Source organism: Mycobacteroides immunogenum (genome assembly GCF_001605725.1).
In the GTDB taxonomy this organism is placed as follows: domain Bacteria; phylum Actinomycetota; class Actinomycetes; order Mycobacteriales; family Mycobacteriaceae; genus Mycobacterium; species Mycobacterium immunogenum.
This window is the reverse complement of sequence record NZ_CP011530.1, coordinates 2,620,906-2,643,184: the sequence shown is the minus strand read 5'-3', so window position 1 is coordinate 2,643,184 and position 22,279 is coordinate 2,620,906. Positions and strand designations below refer to the sequence as shown.

General features: G+C 65.8%; 20 protein-coding genes and 2 riboswitches. Of the genes, 10 read left to right on the top strand and 10 right to left on the bottom strand.

Translation table 11 applies throughout. The features are described from left to right. Positions 1-55 precede the first annotated feature (55 nt). Entirely contained in the window at positions 56-820 is a 765-nt protein-coding gene (locus ABG82_RS12895; protein ID WP_043078974.1) for a sensor domain-containing protein, read from the top strand. Further along, positions 817-1,629: a sensor domain-containing protein gene (locus ABG82_RS12890; RefSeq protein WP_043079013.1), complete on the top strand. Its 813-nt coding sequence runs from the start codon at positions 817-819 to the stop codon at positions 1,627-1,629. Before ABG82_RS12895 ends, ABG82_RS12890 begins: the two co-directional genes overlap by 4 nt. Positions 1,630-1,760: 131 nt before the next feature. Here ABG82_RS12890 and ABG82_RS12885 read toward each other — a convergent pair whose 3' ends face one another. Together ABG82_RS12885 and ABG82_RS12880 are read right to left on the bottom strand one after the other, a co-directional pair. Further along, a complete protein-coding gene (locus tag ABG82_RS12885; RefSeq protein ID WP_043078975.1) occupies positions 1,761-2,171 on the bottom strand; it encodes a PaaI family thioesterase in 411 nt (136 codons plus the stop codon). 176 nt (positions 2,172-2,347) lie between these two features. After that, positions 2,348-3,106, bottom strand: coding sequence for a hypothetical protein (locus ABG82_RS12880; protein ID WP_043078976.1), 759 nt, complete (start codon positions 3,104-3,106; stop codon positions 2,348-2,350). A 256-nt stretch (positions 3,107-3,362) separates the two neighbouring features. Here ABG82_RS12880 and ABG82_RS12870 point away from each other — a divergent pair, with 256 nt between their 5' ends. From ABG82_RS12870 to ABG82_RS12835, 8 genes are all read left to right on the top strand, one after another. Next, a complete protein-coding gene (locus ABG82_RS12870; RefSeq protein WP_043078977.1) occupies positions 3,363-3,770 on the top strand; it encodes a BlaI/MecI/CopY family transcriptional regulator in 408 nt (135 codons plus the stop codon). A 14-nt stretch (positions 3,771-3,784) separates the two neighbouring features. Further along, positions 3,785-4,750: a M56 family metallopeptidase gene (locus ABG82_RS12865; RefSeq protein ID WP_043078978.1), complete on the top strand. Its 966-nt coding sequence runs from the start codon at positions 3,785-3,787 to the stop codon at positions 4,748-4,750. 87 nt (positions 4,751-4,837) lie between these two features. Beyond that, positions 4,838-6,292: an NADP-dependent phosphogluconate dehydrogenase gene (gene gndA, locus ABG82_RS12860; protein WP_043079014.1), complete on the top strand. Its 1,455-nt coding sequence runs from the start codon at positions 4,838-4,840 to the stop codon at positions 6,290-6,292. Between the two features lie 32 nt (positions 6,293-6,324). Then, entirely contained in the window at positions 6,325-7,761 is a 1,437-nt protein-coding gene (locus ABG82_RS12855; protein WP_043078979.1) for a GuaB1 family IMP dehydrogenase-related protein, read from the top strand. A 93-nt stretch (positions 7,762-7,854) separates the two neighbouring features. Then, positions 7,855-9,216: a hemolysin family protein gene (locus tag ABG82_RS12850; RefSeq protein WP_043078980.1), complete on the top strand. Its 1,362-nt coding sequence runs from the start codon at positions 7,855-7,857 to the stop codon at positions 9,214-9,216. Continuing rightward, entirely contained in the window at positions 9,209-10,264 is a 1,056-nt protein-coding gene (locus ABG82_RS12845; protein ID WP_043079015.1) for a hemolysin family protein, read from the top strand. The genes ABG82_RS12850 and ABG82_RS12845 overlap by 8 nt, the downstream gene beginning before the upstream one ends. A 99-nt stretch (positions 10,265-10,363) precedes the next feature. Continuing rightward, a complete protein-coding gene (locus ABG82_RS12840) occupies positions 10,364-12,559 on the top strand; it encodes a malate synthase G (protein WP_043078981.1) in 2,196 nt (731 codons plus the stop codon). Between the two features lie 188 nt (positions 12,560-12,747). After that, a complete protein-coding gene (locus ABG82_RS12835) occupies positions 12,748-14,595 on the top strand; it encodes a vWA domain-containing protein (protein ID WP_043078982.1) in 1,848 nt (615 codons plus the stop codon). Between the two features lie 54 nt (positions 14,596-14,649). Here the strand turns inward: ABG82_RS12835 and gcvP are convergent, their stop codons facing one another. The 8 genes from gcvP to ABG82_RS12795 form a co-directional block, all read right to left on the bottom strand. After that, the gene (gene gcvP / locus ABG82_RS12830) at positions 14,650-17,520 is read right to left on the bottom strand and encodes an aminomethyl-transferring glycine dehydrogenase (protein WP_174544361.1); all 2,871 of its coding nucleotides are present in this window, start codon (positions 17,518-17,520) and stop codon (positions 14,650-14,652) included. Between the two features lie 16 nt (positions 17,521-17,536). Beyond that, positions 17,537-17,675, bottom strand: a riboswitch (glycine riboswitch). After that, positions 17,676-17,773: riboswitch (glycine riboswitch) on the bottom strand. A 62-nt stretch (positions 17,774-17,835) separates the two neighbouring features. Next, positions 17,836-18,459, bottom strand: coding sequence for a MerR family transcriptional regulator (locus ABG82_RS12825; RefSeq protein WP_052511063.1), 624 nt, complete (start codon positions 18,457-18,459; stop codon positions 17,836-17,838). Positions 18,460-18,714: 255 nt separating this feature from the next. Next, a complete protein-coding gene (locus ABG82_RS12820) occupies positions 18,715-19,218 on the bottom strand; it encodes a bifunctional nuclease family protein (protein ID WP_043078983.1) in 504 nt (167 codons plus the stop codon). Between the two features lie 45 nt (positions 19,219-19,263). Beyond that, positions 19,264-20,007 carry a transcriptional regulator FtsR gene (gene ftsR / locus ABG82_RS12815; protein WP_054173195.1) on the bottom strand — a complete coding sequence of 248 codons (744 nt, stop codon included), beginning with the start codon at positions 20,005-20,007 and terminating at the stop codon, positions 19,264-19,266. Beyond that, positions 20,004-20,477 (bottom strand): glycogen accumulation regulator GarA, encoded by a 474-nt coding sequence (gene garA, locus ABG82_RS12810; protein ID WP_043078985.1) that lies wholly within the window; start codon positions 20,475-20,477, stop codon positions 20,004-20,006. The genes ftsR and garA overlap by 4 nt, the downstream gene beginning before the upstream one ends. 228 nt (positions 20,478-20,705) lie before the next feature. Next, complete coding sequence (gene gcvH / locus ABG82_RS12805; RefSeq protein ID WP_043078986.1) at positions 20,706-21,101, bottom strand: glycine cleavage system protein GcvH; 396 nt, start codon at positions 21,099-21,101, stop codon at positions 20,706-20,708. A gap of 55 nt (positions 21,102-21,156) precedes the next feature. Continuing rightward, complete coding sequence (locus tag ABG82_RS12800; protein ID WP_043079018.1) at positions 21,157-21,924, bottom strand: DUF881 domain-containing protein; 768 nt, start codon at positions 21,922-21,924, stop codon at positions 21,157-21,159. Between the two features lie 4 nt (positions 21,925-21,928). Next, positions 21,929-22,261 carry a small basic family protein gene (locus ABG82_RS12795; protein ID WP_005058551.1) on the bottom strand — a complete coding sequence of 111 codons (333 nt, stop codon included), beginning with the start codon at positions 22,259-22,261 and terminating at the stop codon, positions 21,929-21,931. Positions 22,262-22,279 lie beyond the last annotated feature (18 nt).

The window sequence follows — 22,279 nt, the reverse complement described above, 5'->3', positions numbered from 1 at the left end:
CGATCTAGCCATGATTTGGGTCGATGTGGGCCCATGTCGACAGGGAGGGAATGGGATGCGTCACGTGTTGACCGCCGGATGGCTTGGCCTGGTGGCGGTGCTCGCGGTCGGGTGCGGCACACAAAGCGGTGGTATCAAGCCGATACCGGTCGGGGCGACCCAGACGTCGACCGCTTCCGACAAGGGACCGGACGCGGCAATCGCGAGCCCCAAGTCCAGTGCACCACCGGTGACGACCTCGCTGGCACCACCTGCGCCGGTGGTCGTGACACCGGACAAGGCGGGGTCGATCATCATTTCCGCCGACGATGCGGGCCGACTCGTCGGCTCCCCGCTGACATACGAGTTCAAGTCGTCCAGCCCGAGCGATTCGCTCGCATCGGGCAAGTGTCAGGCATTGACGGGGCTGCGCACCGAGGTGCTGGGCGACGAATGGACCACCTACCGGGGTGCTCGCCAGCAGGAAACGGAAAAGCGCTACGACCACATCGTCTGGCAGTCCGTGGTGCTGTTCCCGGACCCTAAGGCCGCGGCGAGCCAGCTACAGGCGGCCTATCCACGGTCGTTGTCCTCCTGCACGGGCTCCCGTCAAACCGAGGGTGATGCCGAATGGCAGATCGGCGACATCACCAACGACGGCACCAGCGTGAAATGGATGCGGCAAGCAACCGAGAACGGGAAGCCCACGGGATGGCGGTGCTTCTACGACTACCGCACGAAGAACAACGTGCTCTTCGGAAGCCTGTTGTGCCAGAACGGCAATGGCGCTCCGATAGTTTCCGCGATCGTCGATCGCATGGCCGAGTGGATTCCGGCATGACCGCGGTGAAGAACACAGCAGGGGGGCTCATGGCGGGAAAGGCCGTGCGGAAGCAGGTCAGCGCGGCGCTGTGTGCGACGGCGATCGCCGTGCTGGCACTGGCCGGGTGCGGCGCCCAGCAGGACACGCACGAGACTGCCGCCCCTGCCACGGCGACAACCTCACGGAGCGTGAACGCACCGGCGCCGTCGCTGCCGGACACTGGACCGGCCGGGCTGACGGGATGGCCCGGCCAGGACAAGATCACCGAGGAAGCCATGGTGGCGGCGCTGTTCACCGACGAGGAGATCGCCAGGGCCCTGGACACCGAAGTCGCCAAAACGAACAAGCGGGACAAGCCCTTCACGGCCACCGCATCCGACGACACGAGCTGCAATGTGACGCAGGGGCTTACGGTCGAGTCGGTCGGTAAGGACTACGAGACGTTCCGCGGTACCGAGATGCTGCTCGGCGACGCCAAGAGCCCGGACGCGCAGGTGTATCAGGCCATCGCCGCCTACAGCGACAAGAACGCGGCTCAATCGCAATTCGCGACGGCCAGCGACCAGGTCAAGGAATGCGACGGGAAGACCTACAACTTCACTGATCCGGAGGGCAACAAGGTGCCGGTGACGGTTTCCGTGTCGCGCACCGAAGCCAAGAGGGCGAACTGGGTCTTGACCTACGGGCCGAGCAAGTACCGCTGCTTCGTGTCGTACAACGGGGTCGCCAATGTCGTTGTGCAGACCCAGGTGTGCGCGCGAAGCAATTCAAAGCAGCTGGTGCAGAAGATGGCCGACATGATCGTCGACAAACTGCAGCTGAGCTGAAAGGCCTTCCCGGATCCTTGCGGGGACCGGATTCGGGGGGGACGAGGGTGGCGGCCCGACCATCGGGGGGCCGGCCGACATCTCTCGCATGGGCTCGGGTGGGCGTACGGGGAGTCGCGCCCACCCGAGTCTCACAGGTTCTGCAGACGCACCTGCCCGCGCGCGATTGTTCGGCCTTGATCGTCGGTGATGGTGACGAGCCACAGCTGCTGGCGACGGCCCCGATGTATGGGCGTGGACGCCGCGGTGAGCGTGCCGGTCGAGATCGCTCGCAGAAAGTCGGTGTTGTTGTTGACGCCGACCACCGCGCTCTCCTCGCCCAGCGCATGGGCCCGCCACACGAATCCGGACACACTCGCCACACTCTCGACCACCGAGCAGTACACGCCGCCATGCACGATCCCGTTGGGCTGCAGAAGGTTCTCGGTGATGGTGAGGCTGGCGGTCACACCGTCGGGTGTCAGCGACGTGTATTCGAGCCCCACAAGTTTGTCGAAGGGCGCGGTGGGCATGGCGCTGAGCTGCTCCGGCGTGTCTGGCATCTGATGTTCATATCAGTGCGACACCGATAACGAAGAAGTGCCCCACCCGCCGAAACGGGTGGGGCACTTCCTTCGAGTGGACCGGGGGTCTCTGCAGCCCTCAGGACTCCGGCGCGGTCCGGGTGTCTGGTCGCGCTGTGGCGCGTTCGACAAGACTTAGGATAGGCAAGGCTGCCCTAAATAGCAAGGGCTTTGTGGCGGACCGGCAATCCGAGTGTCATGAACCGGTCCAGGATCGCCTGCCCGCGCCGCATTCCGTCGGTCTCACTGGACCGCGCCAGCAGCGGAACGTGGGTGGCCGCACCCACCACTGTCGAGCCCACCAGCTGCCACATCTGGCCGATTTCCATCGCGCCGGAACCGACCTGCGACAGGCGCGTGAACAACGGCGCCAGCGCGCGGTGGCATCGGTGCGCGGTCCAGGCCGCCAAAGCGTCCTCGCCCGGAAAAACCACCACCTGCTCACGGTCCCGATCAGGGTCGTCGGGCAACACGCGCAGCGTCGGGTCGACCACGCCGGCCCAGTCGATGCAGCCTTCAGAGTCGAAGTAGACCCATAGGTTGCCGAGCCCCGGATCCCAGGCACGACCCTCCAGCACCACAAGAGCCACCAGGCGCCCGACCACGGTGTGCACCAGCGCGTCCGCGAGCTGATGGACGGCAATCGAGCCACTGCCAGTCTCATCGACAGCGCGGGCATACATCTGCTCGAGCCGATCGGTATTCAGCGCGCGCGCCAGCGGCCACCATCGTCGTCGGCCCACATCGGACATCACGGCGACGCCGTACGCGCGCGGACATTCCGGGTACAGCTCACGAAGCCGCGCGCTGGATTCATGCAGCGGCAGCGACCGGCGGATGGACATCCCGGCGATCAGCGGATCGTCGGCGATGAGACTCCTGGTCGAAGAGGTTCGGTCGATGGCCAGCGTCACAGTTGGCAGCCTCCCTTCACGTAGACAAGATAGGTAAGCCTAACCACATGTACGATGACATCGCCAGGTGCGGGTGTTGTGACTGCCCTCACCGAAGTTCCTGATCGTGGGGCCGTATAGGCAGCGAGCGGCCCGCGCTCTCCAGGACGAGCGAGAACGGATCGAGCGCCGGAACAAAGACCGCGTCCCGGATCGTTGGCTGTCAGAAGCAGTACGACTGGATGTAGTACGGCATTGCGTCGGAGGTGAACGTAGAATGTTCGGAATGGCACGCCTGGGCGAACTTGAACGCGCGGTGATGGACCACCTGTGGTCCTCCCCCGAGCCTCAGACCGTCCGTCAGGTCCACGAAGCGTTGTCGGTGCGGCGTGATCTCGCCTACACGACCGTGATGACCGTGCTACAACGCCTTGCCAAGAAAGACCTGGTCGTTCAACACCGCGATGACCGCGCGCACCGCTATGCCCCGGTGCATGGCCGCGACGAACTGGTGGCCGGCCTGATGGTCGACGCATTGGCGCAGGCCAACAACTCTGGCGCGCGCGAGGCCGCATTGGTGCACTTCGTGGAGCGCGTCGGCCCCGATGAGGCAGACGCACTACGCCGTGCGCTGGCCGATCTTGAGGCGAAAGATCCATCTGCTGGCGGTCGCCCCACCGCGTAAGGGACACTAGTTATGTGTCCGCCCTGGCGTTCGCGATTCTCGCGCTGCTGCTGACCGGTCCCGTACCGGCGTTGCTCGCGCGTGCGCGCTGGCCGTACCGCGCACCCCGCGCCGCCATGGTCTTGTGGCAAGCCATTGCCGCGGCCGCCGTCCTCTCCGCCTTCAGTTCCGGGCTCGCCATCGCCAGCAGACTGCTGGCCCCAGGTCCGGACGGCCACCCCACCGCCACCATCACCGGCGAAATCGACCGTCTCGGTTGGGGTTTGTGGCTGCTCTACGTGACGGTCTTCGCGATCACGATTCTGATCGGTATCCGGCTGATGGTGTCGGTGATCCGGGTCGGGGTACGCACCCGGCGCCGGCGCGCCCGGCACCGGGCGATCGTCGACCTGCTGGACCACAAGCGCTACTGCGAGAACTGGCGCGGTGGCTACGACATCCATCGCCGGCGCGACCACGATCTGCGTGTTCTGGAAGTCGACGAGCCCCTGGCCTACTGCCTGCCCGGCGTACGCAGCCGGGTCGTTGTCAGCGAAGGCACGCTGAGCACCCTGGGGCACAAGGAGGTAACCGCGATCGTCGCGCATGAGCGCGCGCATCTGCGAGCCCGCCACGATCTGGTGCTGGAGGCGTTCACCGCCGTACACGATGCCTTCCCCGTCATTGTCCGCAGTAAGAACGCGCTGGACGCGGTCAAGCTGCTGGTCGAACTGCTTGCCGACGACGCCGCGGTCCGCACTGCCGGCCCGACTCCCTTGGCCCGCGCCCTGGTCGCCTGTGCCGGGGGCCCAACACCGGTCGGCGCGATGGCCGCCGGCGGACCCACCACCCTGATCCGGGTGCGACGTCTCGGCGGCAGCGGCAACAGCCTGATGTTGTCCTGCGGCGCCTACGTCGCGGCGGCGGCCATTCTGGTGGTACCCACCCTGGCCGTTGTCATCCCGTGGTTCACCGAACTGCAACGCCTCTTCAGTAAGTAACCTCCAAGTAGACGACCCGCACTCGCGGGCTGATTGTGACTGCGCGAGAATCCGTGGAGCACAACACGTCAACGAAAGGATGTGCTGGTGACGGCTGCAGAGGGCTCGGCGCAGGGTAAAGCTCAGATCGGCGTGACGGGTCTGGCCGTCATGGGATCGAATATCGCGCGCAACTTCGCGCGACATGGCTACACGGTTGCGCTGCACAACCGATCGGTAGCCAAGACCGACGCCCTGCTCGCCGAGCACGGATCCGAGGGAAACTTCATCCGCAGCGAAAGCATCGAGGAGTTCGTGGCGGCCCTGGAGCGGCCGCGTCGCGTGCTCATCATGGTCAAGGCCGGTGATCCGACCGACGCGGTGATCAACGAACTGGCCGATGCCATGGAGCCCGGCGACATCATCATCGACGGGGGCAACTCGCTGTACACCGACACCATCCGCCGCGAGAAGGCGATGGCCGACCGTAACCTGCACTTCGTGGGGGCCGGCATCTCCGGTGGCGAGGAGGGCGCACTGAACGGCCCGTCGATCATGCCGGGTGGGCCGAAGAAGTCGTACGAATCCCTCGGCCCGCTGCTGGAGGAGATCTCGGCACACGTCGACGGTGTGCCCTGCTGCACCCACATCGGCCCCGACGGCTCCGGCCATTTCGTGAAGATGGTGCACAACGGCATCGAATACTCCGACATGCAGCTCATCGGCGAGGCCTACCAGCTGCTGCGCGACGGACTGGGGATGAGCGCACCGCAGATCGCCGACGTGTTCACCGAGTGGAACGCCGGTGAGCTGGAGAGCTACCTCATCGAGATCACCGCGGAGGTGCTCCAGCAGGTCGACGCCAAGACCGGCAAGCCGCTGGTGGACGTGATCGTCGACGCCGCCGAGCAGAAGGGCACGGGGCGCTGGACGGTCAAGTCGGCCCTCGATCTCGGGGTGCCGGTCACCGGCATCGCCGAGGCCGTGTTCGCCCGCGCACTGTCCGGCTCGAAGCCGCAGCGTGCGGCATCGGCCGGCTTCACCTCCGGCAAGCTCGGCGAAAAGCCAAGCGATGCAAAGCAGTTCATCGAAGACGTGCGACAGGCCCTGTACGCCTCGAAGATCGTGGCCTACGCGCAGGGGTTCAACCAGATCGCGGCGGGCAGCGAGGAATACAACTGGGACGTCAAGCCCGGCGACCTGGCCACCATCTGGCGCGGCGGCTGCATCATTCGTGCGCAGTTCCTCAACCGCGTCAAGGAAGCCTTCGCCGAACAGCCCGACCTGCCGACGCTCATTGCGGCTCCGTACTTCCGGGACGCAGTCGAGAAGGGCATCGACAGCTGGCGGCGCGTGGTCATCACAGCGACGGCGCTGGGCATTCCGGTGCCCGGGTTCGCCTCCTCGCTGTCCTATTACGACGGCCTGCGCACCGATCGCCTGCCCGCGGCACTCACCCAGGCGCAACGAGATTTCTTCGGAGCGCACACCTATGAGCGCATCGACTCCCCCGGTAAATTCCACACGCTCTGGAGCGGCGACCGTAGCGAAGTAGAGGCGTAGCGGCCGGACGACGAGGCATAGGGCAGCACACGATGAAGTTTCTGGACGAGCAGCGGCCGCCGTACGACCTCACGTACGACGACGTCTTCGTGGTCCCGAACCACTCCGATGTGACCTCCCGGTTTGATGTCGACCTGACCACCGCCGACGGCACCGGCACCACGATTCCGATCGTGGTTGCCAATATGACGGCGGTGGCGGGGCGGCGGATGGCCGAGACCGTGGCCCGCCGCGGCGGCATCACCGTGTTGCCCCAGGACCTTCCGGTGCAGGCCGTCGCGGAGACCGTCGAGTTCATCAAGAGCCGGGATCTGGTCTACGACACTCCGGTGACGCTGGCCCCGGACGACTCGGCCGGTGAGGCCATCGCGCTGATTCACAAGCGCTCGCACGGGGCTGCGGTGGTACTCCAGGACGGCAAGCCACTGGGCCTGGTCACCGAGGCCGCATGTACCGGCATCGACAGATTCACCCGCGTCCACGAGATCGCGGCCACCGACTTCGTCACGGTGCCCACGGGGACCGATCCGCGGGCGATCTTCGACCGGCTGGCCGAGGCGCACGTGCCGGTGGCGGTGCTGACCCGCCCGGACGGGACCATGGCGGGCATCCTGACCCGCACCGGGGCGATTCGGGCGGGCCTGTACACGCCGGCCGTTGACGCCGCCGGGCGGCTGCGTATCGCCGGTGCCGTCGGCATCAACGGCGATGTGCGGGCCAAGGCCAGCGCCCTGGTGCGGGCAGGGGTAGATCTGCTGGTCATCGACACCGCCCATGGGCATCAACAGAAGATGCTCGAGGTCCTGACGTCGGTCGCGGAGTTATCCCTGGGCGTACCGATCGCGGCGGGCAACGTGGTGTCGGCCCAGGGCACCCGGGACCTGATTCGGGCCGGCGCGGACATCGTGAAGGTAGGCGTGGGTCCGGGTGCCATGTGCACCACCCGGATGATGACCGGAGTGGGCCGCCCGCAGCTCTCCGCGGTCATCGAATGCGCTGCCGCGGCAAGGGAACTCGACGCTCACGTGTGGGCGGACGGCGGGGTTCGGCATCCGCGCGATGTCGCCCTGGCGCTCGCGGCCGGTGCCGCCAACGTGATGATCGGCTCGTGGTTCGCGGGGACTCATGAATCCCCCGGCGACCTGCAGCTCTCCCCCAACGGCCGCCGGTACAAGGACAGTTTCGGGATGGCCTCCAAACGTGCCGTCGCGGCCCGCACCGCCGGCGACAGCGCCTTCGACCAGGCCCGCAAGAGCTTGTTCGAGGAGGGCATCTCCACGTCCCGGATCGAAGTGGACCCGCAACGTCCCGGTGTGGAGGATCTGATCGACCACATCATCTCGGGCGTGCGCAGTACCTGTACCTATGTCGGTGCACGCACACTGGGCGAGTTGCATGAGCGCGTGATTTTGGGCGTTCAGTCCGCCGCCGGATTCGCCGAGGGACGCCCTCTTCCCGAAGGTTGGTGACCGGTCGGTACCCTGCCGGCCACCTGCCCGGTTACCATTGAGCCTCACGATGGTCACACGGTGTGACCGCTCAACCTAAGGGGCCAGCAAGCGGTGACGGTCTTACTCACCGGGCTGAGCCTGCTTGCCTTCGTCGCGCTGACCGCCGGGACCGCACTGTTCGTGGCGGCAGAATTCTCGCTGACCGCGCTGGAACGTAGCGGTATCGAGGCACGTGCCAAGACCGGAGACGGCCGGGACAGATTGGTCCGACGAGCGCACAGCACGCTCTCGTTCCAGCTGTCCGGCGCCCAGCTGGGCATCACCATCACCACGTTGGTCACCGGATACCTCGCCGAACCGGTGATCGCGCGCCTGCTGTCGGAGCTGTTCGGATACACCGGAATCGCGGTCAGCAGCGCCATATCGCTGACGTTGGCGTTGCTCATCGCCACCTCTGTCTCGATGATCTTCGGCGAGCTCGTCCCCAAGAACTTCGCGCTGGCGCGTCCCATTTGGACCTCGCGCGCCACCGCGGGCCCCATGGTGCTGTTCTCGGCGGTGTTCGCCTTCGCCATCCGGGCCTTGAACGGAACGGCCAACTGGGTGCTGCGCCGCATGGGCATCGAGCCGGCCGAGGAACTGCGGTCGGCACGCTCGCCACAGGAATTGGGGTCGTTGGTGCGCACCTCGGCCCGCAGTGGCGCACTCGACGAAACCACCGCGGTGCTGGTAGACCGCTCGCTGCGGTTCGGCAGCCGAACCGCGGAGGAACTCATGACCCCGCGCACCGAAATCGAATCACTGGAGGCGACGGACACGGTGGCCGATCTCGTCACGATCGCCGTCGAGACCGGATTCTCACGCTTCCCCATCACCGAGGGCGATCTGGACGCGACCATCGGGATCGTCCACGTCAAGCAGATCTTCGAGGTGCCGCGGGAACGGCGCGCCACCACGACACTGGCTAGTCTGGCCCGGCCAGTGGCGGTGGTGCCCTCGACCCTCGACGGCGACGCGGTCATGGAGCAGGTACGGGCCAACGGCATGCAAACGGCGCTGGTGGTCGATGAGTACGGCGGTACCGCGGGCCTGGTCACGGTCGAGGACATGATCGAGGAGATCGTGGGCGATGTCCGTGACGAGCACGATGACGCGACGCCCGATGTCGTCTCATCCGGCGGGGGTTGGGTGGTGTCGGGTCTGCTGCGCATCGACGAGGTGGCCGCGGCTACCGGCTACCGGGCGCCCGAGGGTGAATACGAGACCATCGGCGGCCTGGTGCTGCAGGAGCTCGGCCACATCCCCACGGTGGGCGAGACCGTCGAGTTGTCCGCGGTAGTGCCGGATCATCCGCTGGCCGAGCTGCCTCGCTGGCGGGCCCGGGTGGCCAGCATGGATGGGCGCCGGATCGATCAGATCGAGCTCACCGAGCTGAGCGATCCCGAGGGTCAGGGGCATGACCACGATGGGTAGCGACATATTCGGCGTATTACTCACCGCCGCATTGCTTTTGGCGAACGCGTTCTTCGTGGGCGCCGAATTCGCCCTCATCTCGGCGCGCAGGGACCGGCTGGAGGCCCTCGCAGAGGCCGGCAAGAAGCGCGCCGTGACGGTGATGATGGCGGGCCAAAATCTGTCGCTGATGCTCGCCGGCGCCCAACTCGGCATCACCATCTGTTCGATTCTGTTGGGCCGCATCGGAGAACCGGCGGTAGCGCACCTGCTGGAGCGCCCCTTCGAGCTGTTGGGCGCACCGCCCGCGGTGATGCACACCGTCGCGTTCGTGGTCTCACTGTCGATCGTGGTGCTGCTGCACGTGCTGCTCGGCGAGATGGTGCCCAAGAACATCGCCATCGCCGGCCCGGAATCGGCGGCCATGCTGCTCATCCCGCCATACCTGGTCTACATCCGGTTGGCGCGGCCCCTGATCGCCTTCTACAACTGGTGCGCCAACAGCGCGCTGCGGCTCATCAAGGTGCCGGTGAAGGATGAGCTCGAGGTGACTGTGTCCACCGTGGAGCTCTCCGAGATGATCGCCGAGTCGCTGTCCGAGGGGCTTCTGGATGAGGAGGAACACACTCGACTGCGCCGCGCGCTGCAGATCCAGCACCGCGTGGTCGCGGACGTGGTCGTGCCCGCTAACCAGATTCGGGCGATCGCCGTATCGGGCTCGGCACAGGCACCTTCCGTCGCCGCGGTAGAGCGCGTCGTGGCCGAAACTGGATACTCCCGTTTCCCAGTTATTGGCCCTCGCGGGGATTACCTCGGCTATCTGCACATAAAGGACGTCCTGACAATGGGCGACGATCCGGACGCGATTGTCGACCCCGCCTTCATTCGGCCGCTGCCCCGCTTACACGGGTCGGTTCCGCTACCGGAGGCGCTGTCGACCCTGCGTCGTAGCAACAGTCATCTGGCACTCATGTCAACCACCGACGGCAGCGTAGTGGGCCTGGTCACACTGGAGGATCTAGTGGAGGATCTCGTCGGCACCGTGCGTGATGGAACTCACCGCATATAGAGCGGTTTCGGGGTTGGTGGCTACCAATGAGTAGGATCAATGTTTACCGATTCGCAGCAGCGTCCGGTCCCTGACCCCCGACAACACAGAGGAGTTGCGATGAGTGATCGCGTCGATGTGGGCAACTTGCGCGTGGCGCGGGTGCTGTATGACTTCATCACCAATGAGGCCCTTCCGGGCACCGGTGTGGATGCCGACGCTTTCTGGGCAGGGGTCGACAAGGTAGTCACCGATTTGGCTCCGCGGAACCGCGAGCTACTCGAACGGCGCGACGATCTGCAAACTCAGATCGATCGCTGGCACCGCCAGCGTGCCATCGAGCCGCTCAATGAGTCCGCGTACCAGGAGTTCCTCACCGAAATCGGATACCTGGTTCCCGAGCCCGAAGATTTCACCATCACCACCACCAACGTGGATGACGAGATCACCACGACGGCCGGGCCGCAGCTGGTGGTGCCGATCCTCAACGCGCGCTTCGCGCTCAATGCCGCCAACGCACGATGGGGCTCCCTCTACGACGCGCTGTACGGCACCGACGTCATCTCGGAAGCCGATGGCGCCGAGAAGGGCTCGTCGTACAACACGATCCGTGGCGACAAGGTCATCGCGTACGCCCGTGAGGTGCTCGACGGTGCGGCGCCGCTGGCGGCCGGGTCGTGGAAGGACGCCGTCGGCCTGAAGATCGACGACGGCCAGCTGCTCATCGAACTGGGCGACGAATTCTCGACAGGCCTGCAGAACCCCGATCAGTTCGTCGGCTACACCGGCAAGCTGGGCAAGCCGCAGTGGTCGGTGCTGCTGATCAACCACGGCCTGCACATCGAGATCTTGATCGACCCCGACTCCCCCATCGGAGCCACCGATAAGGCCGGCATCAAGGATGTGGTGCTGGAATCGGCGATCACCACGATCATGGACTTCGAGGACTCGGTCGCGGCGGTGGACGCCGAGGACAAGGTGCTCGGATACCGAAACTGGCTGGGGCTCAACAAGGGTGACCTGTCCGAGGAGGTGTCCAAGGGCGGCAAGACGTTCACCCGCGTGCTCAACGCGGACCGTGTCTTCACCACCCCCGACGGCAAGGGCGAACTGACACTGCCCGGGCGCAGCCTGCTGTTCGTTCGCAATGTCGGTCACCTCATGACCAACGACGCCATCGTCGATGCCGAGGGCAATGAGATGCCCGAGGGTATCCAGGATGCGCTGTTCACCAGCCTCATCGCCATCCATGGCCTGCGTTCCGGCAAGAAGAACGGCGCGCTGAAGAACAGCCGCACCGGCTCCATCTACATCGTGAAGCCCAAGATGCACGGGCCCGAGGAAGTCGCCTTCACCGCCGAGCTGTTCGGGCGTGCGGAAGAGGTGCTCGGACTGCCGCACGCCACTCTCAAGGTCGGCATCATGGACGAGGAGCGCCGCACCACCGTCAACCTGAAGGCCGCCATCAAGGCCGCCTCGGACCGCGTGGTGTTCATCAACACCGGGTTCCTGGACCGCACCGGCGACGAGATCCACACCTCGATGGAAGCCGGCCCGATGTGTCGCAAGGCCGTCATGAAGTCGCAGCCGTGGATCTTGGCGTACGAGGACCACAACGTCGACACCGGACTGGGCGCCGGCTTGGCAGGAAAGGCACAGATCGGCAAGGGCATGTGGGCCATGCCCGATCTGATGGCCGACATGGTCGCGCAGAAGATCTCCCAGCCGCGCGCGGGTGCCACCACGGCGTGGGTGCCTTCCCCCACTGCGGCGACCCTGCACGCGCTGCACTACCACCAGGTGGACGTCAAGGCGATCGACCAGGAATTGGCCGGGAAGCACCGCGCCAAGCTGGAGTCTTTGCTCACCATCCCGCTGGCCGAGTCGCGTCAAGGCTGGACCGCCGAGGACATCCGCGAAGAGATCGACAACAACTGCCAGTCCATCCTGGGCTACGTGGTCCGCTGGATCGATCAGGGCGTCGGCTGCTCCAAGGTTCCGGACATCCACGACGTCGGGCTGATGGAAGACCGCGCCACCCTGCGTATCTCCAGCCAGCTACTGGCCAACTGGCTGCGCCACGATGTGATCACCGAGGCCGAGGTGGTCGAGGGTCTGCAGCGGATGGCTCCGGTGGTCGACCGGCAGAACGCCGGCGACAAGGAGTACCGCCCGATGGCTCCGGACTTCGACAGCAACATCGCTTTCCAGGCCGCCAAGGAGCTCATCCTGGAGGGCAAGGACCAGCCGAACGGCTACACCGAGCCGATCCTGCACCGGCGTCGCCGCGAGTACAAGGCCGCTACGGCCAAGTAGCCGATGACGGCCCGGCATGCCTCTACCTGTGATGCCGGGTACGTCTGCGTGTCTTTTCGGACGCGGTTTGGTTTCGCGTACCCGGGTTTCGGCGGTCAGGGACAGTAGACTCGGGCCGACGCGCAGCGGGGCTCGTCACAGCCGTAGGACAAGTATCTAAGACAGGATCAGAGGGGTCGCGACAACATATGGGCAGGCACAGCGCATCTGGGTCGGATAGCCCAAACGATCCGGACGAAAATGACGGCTGGGACGCGAACGCCGAGCAGGGCTACGAATCGAACTACGAATCGGGCCCCGCTTCGGAGTTCGATACCGGCAGCTGGCAGCGATCGCATCGCAGTGGCGGTAGCAACTGGGGTGTCAGCAAGGGATTGATCGGAGTCGTCGCGGCGGTACTGGTCGTGGCGGTGTCCATCGGCCTGTGGTGGTACTTCGACAGGCGGACCTCCGACAACCAAGCCGAGGCCGCTGCCACCTGCGTGCACGGAAACAACGCCATCGCCGTTGTTGCTGACCCATCCATCGCGGACCGGATCGGCGAACTGTCTGAGCGGTTCAATAAGAAGCACGAGGTGATCGGCGACTACTGCTTCACCGTCTCGGTACGCCCCGCGGACACGGCCAATGTGATCAAGGGACTGACCGGCCAGTGGCCCGCCGAGCTCGGTGAGCAGCCGGCCCTGTGGATTCCGGGCAGCTCGATCTCTTCCGCGCGCCTGAAGGCGGCCTCGAAGACCAATATCGTCAGTGACAGCCGCTCCCTGGTGAGCACACCCGTCGTGATCGCGACGACGCCGCGGCTGCGCCAGGCCCTTCCGAACGACAAGAGCTGGGCGGATGTGCCCGCCCTGCAGAACGTGCCGAACTCCCTGGACGGTGTCGGCCTGCCCGGCTGGGGTTCGCTGCGGCTGGCCTTGCCGTCAAGCGGCAACGCCGACGCGGCGCAACTCGCTGCCGAAGCGGTGGCCGCGGCCAGCGTCCGCCCCGGCGATTCGCCCGAGTTGGGCGCGGGTGCTGCCGGATCCTTGACCGCGACGGCCCCGAAGCTGCCCGCGAACAACCTGTCCGACGCCATCGGCGCGCTGTTGGACGGTGGCGAGCAGCCGGGTGCCGCCGTGCATGCGGTGGTCACCACCGAGCAGCAGCTCTACGCACGCACCCGCAATAACAGCGACGCCAAGAAGGTCATCGCCGAATGGCAGCCCGCCGGGGCCACCCCGATCGCCGACTACCCCACCGTGCAGTTGGACGGTGCGTGGCTGTCCGAGGAGCAGCACACCGCGGCCAGTCAATTCGCGCGCTTCCTGGGCGACAAGGACCAGATCAAGGACCTGGCCGCTGCCGGTTTCCGGGCCGAAGGCACGGACCTGCCCAGCAGCGATGTGGTGAGCTTCGCCAAGATCGACAAGCCGCTGAGCATCGAGGACAAGGTTCGTGTCGCGCTGGCCGATGGCACCTCGTCGGGCTCCGGCAGCACCACGATCATGTTGGCCTCCTCGCCCGCTCCCGACGCGAAGCTGTCCGATATCACCGGCGCCCTTGCGAATCGGGTTCGATCGCTAGCCCCTGGTTCGGGTATCGGCTTGTGGGTGTACGACGGCAAGGAAGGCAACACCGTGGTGCGTCTGGGTGGTGCCGGCGATGACGTGGAGGGCGTGCCCCGTTCGCAGAGCGTCGCCGACGCGCTGACGGCGCTGCAGCCGACCGGCAATGGTGCGGTGGCGTATACGACTCTGCGCGCGCTGTATCAGGACGCTGTCGGCGGTTTCCGCCCCAACCAGGTGAATTCGGTGTTGGTGATCGCGGGGCGCTCGCACACCGACCAGACCCTGGACGGTCCTGGCCTGATCGACACCATCAACCGGCTCAAGGATCCGGCGAAACCGGTGCGCATCAACGTGATCGACTTTGGTGCCGATTCCGATCAGCAGACCTGGCAGACGCTCGCCCAGCAGAGCGGCGGTGTCTATCAGAACGTGCCGGCCTCGAACAGCCCGGAGCTGGCCGCGGCCATCACCCGCTTCGTGTCCTAGATTCCCTACCGCGAGCAGGCCCCCGCAATCGGGGCCTGCTCGCGCGTGCGGCGACTACTGCGCGAACGCCTCGATCGGCGGGCAGGAGCACACCAGGTTCCGATCTCCGTACGCCCCGTCGATGCGACGTACCGGCGGCCATACCTTGGGGCGGAAGCCCTTTCCGAGCGGGTACGCGGCCTCGGCGCGGGTGTACGGGTGATTCCATTCGTCGGCGATGAGGGATTCGGCGGTGTGCGGGGCCCCGCGCAGCGGGTTGTCCTCCACCGGCCATGCTCCGGAACCAACCTTGTCGATCTCGGCCTTGATCGCGATCATCGCCTCGCAGAAGGCGTCCACCTCGGCCAGGCTCTCGCTCTCGGTGGGTTCCACCATGAGCGTGCCCGCCACCGGGAAGCTCATGGTGGGCGCATGGAAACCGTAGTCGGCCAGGCGCTTTGCCACATCGTCGACGGTGACGCCGGTGTTTTTCGTGATGTCCCGCAGGTCCAGGATGCACTCGTGGGCCACCATGCCGTTGTCGCCGGTGTAGAGCACCGGGTAGTACTCGTCGAGACGGCGCGCCAGGTAGTTGGCCGAGGCGATGGCGGTCAGCGATGCCGCCCGCAGACCATCGGGCCCCATCATCCGAATGTAGGCCCAGGTGATCGGCAGAATCGATGCCGACCCGTACGGCGCCGAGGAGACGGCGGGGCCACCGGGCAATTCGCTGGCGTACGGGTGTCCCGGCAGGTACTGCGCGAGGTGGCTGCGTACCGCGACGGGTCCGACACCCGGACCGCCGCCACCGTGTGGGATGCAGAACGTCTTGTGCAGGTTCAGGTGACTGACATCGCCGCCGAAACGCCCGGGACGGGCTAGGCCCACAAGGGCGTTCAGATTCGCGCCGTCCACGTACACCTGTCCCCCGGCATCGTGCACGGCCGCGCAGATGTCGGCGATGTCGTGCTCGTAGACACCGTGGGTGGACGGGTAGGTGATCATGATCGCGGACAGCGCGCTGGCGTTGGCCGTGATCTTCGCGCGCAGGTCGTCCAGGTCGACATCGCCGTTCTCGCGGCACGCCACCACGACGACCCGCATGCCGGCCAGTGCGGCCGAAGCGGCATTGGTGCCATGGGCGCTCGACGGGATCAGGCACACGTCACGATCGCTGTCGCCGCGGTCGATGTGGTACTGGCGAATGGCCAGCAGGCCCGCGTATTCGCCTTGTGATCCGGCGTTGGGCTGCAGGCTCACCTTGTCGTACCCGGTGATATCGGCCAGCCAGCCCTCCAGATCGGCGATCAGCGTGCGCAGGCCACGCGAATCGCCCGCCGGCGCGAACGGGTGCTGGGCGGCGAACTGCGGCCAGGTGATGGGTTCCATCTCGGCGGCGGCATTCAGCTTCATGGTGCACGATCCGAGCGGAATCATGCTGCGGTCCAACGCAATGTCCTTGTCGGACAACGCGCGCAGGTACCGCATCATCTCGGTCTCACTGTGGTAGCGGTTGAACGCCGGATGCGTCAGATAGTCCGAATCGCGGGTCGCGATGTCCGAGGTGTCTGATGTTCCGCCGCCGAAATCGGACCCGAAGGCCCGCAGCACCGAGACCAGGTGCGGCAGCGTCGTCGCCTCATCGCACGCGATGGAGACGTGGTCGCCGTCGGGACTCCAGATGTTGATGCCCTCGGCCTTGGCCGCGGCCTGGATCTCGGCGGCCTTGCCCGGCACGTGCACCAGCACGGTGTCGAAGAAGCGCTCGTGTACCACGGTGTGCCCGCCGCGGGTCAGCCCGGAGGCCAGCAGCTGCGCGTTGCGGTGGACACGGGTGGCAATGGCACGCAACCCTTCCGGACCGTGGTAGCTCGCGTACATGGCGGCCATCACGGCCAGCAGCACCTGCGCGGTACAGATGTTGCTGGTGGCTTTGTCGCGCCGGATGTGCTGTTCGCGGGTCTGCAGCGAGAGCCGGTAGGCGGCCGCGCCGTCGGCATCCATCGACACTCCGACGAGACGGCCCGGGAGCTGCCGGGCATGCTTGGTGTGGACCGCGAGATATCCGGCGTGCGGACCGCCGAACCCCATGGGCACACCGAAACGCTGAGTCGTCCCGAAGGCGACGTCCGCGCCGATGTCCCCGGGCGGCGCGACGAGGGTGAGGGCCAGCAGGTCGGCACCGACGGATACCAGCGCACCGCGCTGGTGCGCCTCGGCGATGAGGGCCGACCAGTCGCGCACCACGCCGGAGGCGCCGGGCAACTGCACGATCACACCGAAGAACTCGCCGTCCGGCAATCCCGCGCTCAGGTCGGCGGTCACCACCTCGATACCGAGCGGTTCGGCCCGGGTGGCGATCACGGCGGCAGTCTGCGCGTACAGATCGGCGTCGACGACAAGGCGATTGGACGCGGACTTCACGGCGCGATGCATCAGCGTCATCGCCTCGGCGGCGGCGGTGCCCTCGTCGAGCATGGACGCGTTGGCGATGTCCAGGCCGGTGAGCTCGGCGACCATGGTCTGGAAGTTCAGCAGCGCCTCGAGGCGGCCCTGGCTGATTTCCGGCTGGTACGGCGTGTAGGCCGTGTACCAGGCCGGATTCTCCAGGATGTGCCGGCGCAGGACCGGCGGGGTGAGGGTGTCGAAGTAACCCTGCCCGATCATGGATACGGCAACGGTGTTGTGGCTGGCTAGTTTTCGCAGCGCATCCAGAGCTTCGTGCTCGGAAGCCGCGGCCGGGAGCGCGTCGAGCCCGCTGGCTCGCGGCCCGTCGGGACCGCCGTGCAGTGCGTCCAGGATGCTGGCCGGAACCGCTTTTTCGGCGAGCTCGTCAAGACTGGCGACGCCGATGGTGGCGAGCATGGTGTCGATATCGGCGGCGGTCGGACCGATGTGGCGGTCGGCGAAAGACATGGCGCTCCCGGAGGCCCAGTCGTGTGCCAGGCACACGACAAACGTCTCCCCTCCCTCTGTCATCAACCCGTCTCGGGCGCCTGAGAGATTCGGTCGTTCTACCTGCCGAATCTGCTGGTAGAAGCCTTTCCCCGTCGGCGGGTGGTCCGGTTAGGTAACCGCATCACCGCTTTTCAGAGGCATCGGGGCCACGAGCGGTTCGGGGGCCTGAGAGATTGACGGAGAGGTGTTGCTCCTTCGGCGGTCATGACTGGCCGTCATGACACTCTCCCGCTGGCGGGCGATGCGCGACCAGTTTACGCCAGTTAACGACCCGGTCGAGACCAGAGGGAATCGCCGGCCGAATCAGCCGATCTTGCGGGCGCGGTCCTTGCGGCGCGAGGCCAGCTCATCCTCGGGCGCCTCGATGGCTTCGCCACCATCGGCACGCTCGCCGGGGAACTCCGCGATGGCACCGGTCAGCTCGCGCATGGCGCCGCTGACGGCGATGCCGAAGACACCCTGCCCGCCCTGCAGCAGATCGACGACCTCTTCGGCAGAGGTGCATTCGTAGACGGTGGTGCCGTCCGAGAACAGCGTGATGTTGGCCAGGTCCTCGACGCCGCGCTGACGCAGGTGCTCGACCGCGACGCGGATGTTCTGCAGCGAGATTCCGGTGTCCAGCAGTCGCTTGACGATCTTGAGGACCAGGATGTCCTTGAACGAGTACAGACGCTGGCTCCCCGAGCCGGCCGCGCCGCGGATCGAGGGCACCACGAGGGAGGTGCGGGCCCAGTAATCCAGCTGGCGGTAGGTGATGCCAGCAACCTGGCAGGCGCTCGGGCCGCGGTAGCCGACGAGCTGGTCGGGAACTGAGTCATCCGGGAAGAGACCCGGCTGGACAGGACCGGAAGACGCGGCATCAGCGGAGCCCGTCGCCCCACCGTCCAACGTCATCTCCAGCTGCCCCTGCTGCGGCTTTTCGACCACTTCTGCTCCCTCTCGCCGATCGCTTCGCCGGCTCTCGTGGCGCGGTTTCTGGGAAACCCCGCAGGGATTTCCTGGAACCGAGTCCGCCGGTAGTGCGTTCGTCCAAGCACGAATTCTCCGAGCATACGCCCCTTGCGCTGCCCCGTGCCGGCCGCTGAGTCAAATTATGACCCTCGTGAAATTACGGTCAATGCGACGCGCCCGGGGTGTGACTGTCAAGGTCAGGTTGAGACTTACTCGTTACTTAAGGCCCTGTCATGGGCCTTCGGTGGCCTTGAAGTCATCGGGCGACACGCTGTCGAGGAACTCCTTGAACTTCTCCACCTCGTCTTCGCGCAGCGCTCCGCCGGAATCCTCGTCATCCTCGTCGGGAATGATCAAACCCGCTTCGGCCAGCACGGCTTCCTCGACGTAGATCGGCACCCCGACCCGCAGCGCGATAGCCACCGAATCCGACGGACGCGCGGAAACCCGGATATCGCTGTCGAAAACCAGGTCCGCGTAGAAGGTGCCCTCCTGCAGGTCCACAATCCGCACTTCCTTGAGCGAATGCCCAAGGGCCACAATGAGATCGCGGATCAGATCATGAGTGAGCGGGCGCGCCGGCTCAACCCCCTGTTGCTCCAGCGCGATGGCTGCCGCCTCCGACTGGCCAATCCAGATAGGCAGGTAACGATCCCCCGCGGACTCGCGCAGCAACAACACCGGCTGGTTCTGGGGCTGTTCCACGCGGATTCCCACGACTCGAACTTCGCTCATCGGGCCTCCAACACCAGTACTTCTGTCGTACCGCGAGTCTAGTCCTCAGCGATCGAGGACGCCGCGCACCGCGGACTTGATCATGGCGCCGTGCAGCGCGATGGACAGCGCCGCCACTTCCCGGATGAGGTCATCGGCGCGGTCGCGGGCTCCCGCCTTGTTCGCCTTGACGGTGGGACCCACGATCTGGGCGATCAGATCGGTCTCCCTGTCGACCGCCGACCGGAAGGTACGCAAGTGCCGCGGTTCTACACCGTAATCGGCCAGCTCAGCGGCGCACTGGACGATCAGCACGGTGTACTCGTCGAAGAAACCGCCCGGTCCGGACGTGATGATCCCCGACTTGATGAGCGAAGTCAGCAGTACCTCGTCGGCGCCGGACCGCGACAATAGGTCTTCGCGGCTCAACCGAGTGGGCCGCGACGGCGGAAAACCTTGACGGGCAACACCGTTGGCATCTTCGCCGTCGGTGATGGCAAACAGCCGGGGGCCGCCGGTGAAGCCCGCCACATCGGGTAGCGCTCCGTCGGGCTGGGCGTCCAACTGCTCCTTGATGACCTTCAACGGCAGATAGTGATCGCGCTGGGCGGTCAGGATGAAGCGAAGCCGCTCGGCGTCATAGGCCGAAAACCGGCGATACCCCGACGCGCTACGCGACGGGGTAACCAGTCCCTCTGATTCGAGAAATCGAATCTTCGAGATCGTGACGTCCGGAAACTCCGGACGCAACAGGTCGAGTACCGACCCGATCGACATTCCGGTGAGAGCCGGCCGGTCGGGAGCTGTCACTGGCCACCCGGAGCGGAGTCGTCGCCGGCCGACTTCGGCCCGGTCAAAAAGACCAGACGGAACTTTCCGATCTGCACTTCGTCGCCGTTGGCCAGCACTGCCGAGTCGACGGGCTCGCGGTTGACATAGGTCCCGTTCAGGCTGCCTACGTCGACGACCTGGAATTCGCCACTGTCAAGCCGGAATTCGGCATGACGACGACTCACCGTGACGTCATCGAGGAAGATGTCGCTATCGGGGTGCCGCCCTGCGGAGGTGGTGGCCTGATCAAGCAGAAAGCGGGATCCGGCGTTGGGGCCGCGCTTGACCACCAGCAGGGCCGAACCGGCGGGCAATCCTTCGACACCGGACACGTCGCTACCGGCCTGCGCGGGCGCTTCCAGCTCGGTGGCGAAATCGGCGCGGAACACCGAGGTCGTTTCCGCGGTGACCTCGCCTGACGTGTCGTCCTTGTCGTTATCGGTCACCATCGCTCCTTCTTCCTCGCCCCTGGGAGGATTCGATTGTCAGTGCGGATCTTGCTGAGCCTGATGCTCATCGCGACCCTCATCTGCCCTCATGCTCTTCGCGGCGAGCGCTCATCGCCGCTCATTTCCGACCGTACCGTCTGACTGCCCGTGACGGGTCACCTCTGCCGTATCCGCCAGTGGTCTGCCCGAAATCATGGCCGCCGGACTAGTTGGAGAACAGGTGCCCTCCTAGTCGGTGGCGTCACCATATCCCGATGCGTCTAAGAGGTCATTAAGAGCGGCGTCGAGATCGGCCGCGCTGGCGGCTTCGAGATCGACCAACCAGCCCTCGCCGTAGGGATCGGAATTGACCAGCTGCGGGTTGGAATCCAGATCGCCATTCGCGGCAACGACTTTCGCGGTAATGGGCGCGAACAGGTCTGATACCGATTTGGTCGATTCCACTTCACCGAAGGTGGAGCCCGCGGTCAGATCGGATCCGACGTCCGGCAGCTGCACAAACACCACGTCACCCAACTGCGATTGCGCATAGTCGGTGATTCCGATTCGCACGGTGCGCTCACCGGTGCGCCGCACCCATTCGTGTTCCTCGGTGTAATGCAGGTCGGCAGGAATTTCGGTCACGGTGAGTCGTCCTTGCTCTCGGTCAATGGTCTGTGTAGTCGCTGGGCTCTCAGGGCTACTTGCCGGGCTGAGCGTATTGGCGAGGTTTCGGTTCTCGCAAGGTGGTGATGTCCACACGGGCCGGCTGGTCGATGGTAACGCTGCCGCCGACTCGGGAAACGGTGTCCACGGCACCGCCGGGAATGTTCATCGCCGCCGCGAGTGTCGGTGGATCGCCTATCGCCAGAACCGAATACGGGGGTGCCAGGGTGGTGCCATCCACCACGAGCTGTCCGGGAGCGCCGATGACCCACGAATCGGCTCCGATGCGCACCGACTTGTCGCCCGCCGTGATCTCTATCGCCTCGGCGCCCGCCGCCCGCAGCTCGTTGACGATATCGAGCAGTGCTTCCGGACCGAGGCCCTGCCCTGGATCGTTGATGGTGAGGACGACACCCGGCCCGGTGGCGCCGACAGTCCCCACCATGATGGACAGCGCGGACAGCCGCGCCTTGGCGTCGTTGATCACGGCCTGGTTGCCGGTTCCGCTGGCACGCATCGTGATTAGGCTCTGCTGCAGATCGGCGATCTCCTTGTTCAAGTTGGCCTCGCGTTGCTGTAAGGAGTCCAGCAGCACCAGCAGATCAGCCGGCCGGGCGGTGTCGAGTCCATCGCCCGATTCGGTCTGACGCACCTGTGTGGTGATCGCAAGCCCCAGCAGCGCGCAGAGCGCCACGCCCAGTACCCCGAAGGTGATCTGGCTGCGCGTCGGGGGCCGACGCGTCTTGGGCATCTCGTGCTTGCCGGGGTGTGAATCCGGCTGTGCGGGATGGGATTGGTTCACCGGCTCACGCCCCAAACAACCTGCGCCGCAGGGCGGCAGCGTTTCCGAAGATGCGGATACCAAGCACGACGATGATGGCGGTGGACAACTGGGTGCCGACACCGAGCTGGTCGCCCACAAAGACGATCAGCGCCGCCACCAGCACGTTGAACACGAAGGACACCACGAAGACCTTCGAATCGAATATCTGGTCCAGGTAGGCACGCGCGCCGCCGAACAGTGCGTCGAGCGCCGCCACCACCGCGATCGGCAAGTACGGGGCGACGGCGTCGGGAACGTTCGGGTGAAACACCAGCCCCAGAACCACGCCGATCGCCAGCGCGACTATGCCGATCATCGTCCACTTCCTCTCCAC

Coding starts and splice junctions, on each gene's coding strand:
- garA (WP_043078985.1), bottom strand. CDS start 20,477: ATGGTGACCGATAACGACAAGGACGACACGTCAGGCGAGGTCACCGCG.
- ABG82_RS12840 (WP_043078981.1), top strand. CDS start 10,364: ATGAGTGATCGCGTCGATGTGGGCAACTTGCGCGTGGCGCGGGTGCTG.
- ABG82_RS12835 (WP_043078982.1), top strand. CDS start 12,748: ATGGGCAGGCACAGCGCATCTGGGTCGGATAGCCCAAACGATCCGGAC.
- ABG82_RS12845 (WP_043079015.1), top strand. CDS start 9,209: ATGGGTAGCGACATATTCGGCGTATTACTCACCGCCGCATTGCTTTTG.
- ABG82_RS12795 (WP_005058551.1), bottom strand. CDS start 22,261: ATGATCGGCATAGTCGCGCTGGCGATCGGCGTGGTTCTGGGGCTGGTG.
- ABG82_RS12895 (WP_043078974.1), top strand. CDS start 56: ATGCGTCACGTGTTGACCGCCGGATGGCTTGGCCTGGTGGCGGTGCTC.
- ABG82_RS12870 (WP_043078977.1), top strand. CDS start 3,363: ATGTTCGGAATGGCACGCCTGGGCGAACTTGAACGCGCGGTGATGGAC.
- ABG82_RS12885 (WP_043078975.1), bottom strand. CDS start 2,171: ATGCCAGACACGCCGGAGCAGCTCAGCGCCATGCCCACCGCGCCCTTC.
- ABG82_RS12855 (WP_043078979.1), top strand. CDS start 6,325: ATGAAGTTTCTGGACGAGCAGCGGCCGCCGTACGACCTCACGTACGAC.
- ABG82_RS12890 (WP_043079013.1), top strand. CDS start 817: ATGACCGCGGTGAAGAACACAGCAGGGGGGCTCATGGCGGGAAAGGCC.
- ABG82_RS12820 (WP_043078983.1), bottom strand. CDS start 19,218: ATGAGCGAAGTTCGAGTCGTGGGAATCCGCGTGGAACAGCCCCAGAAC.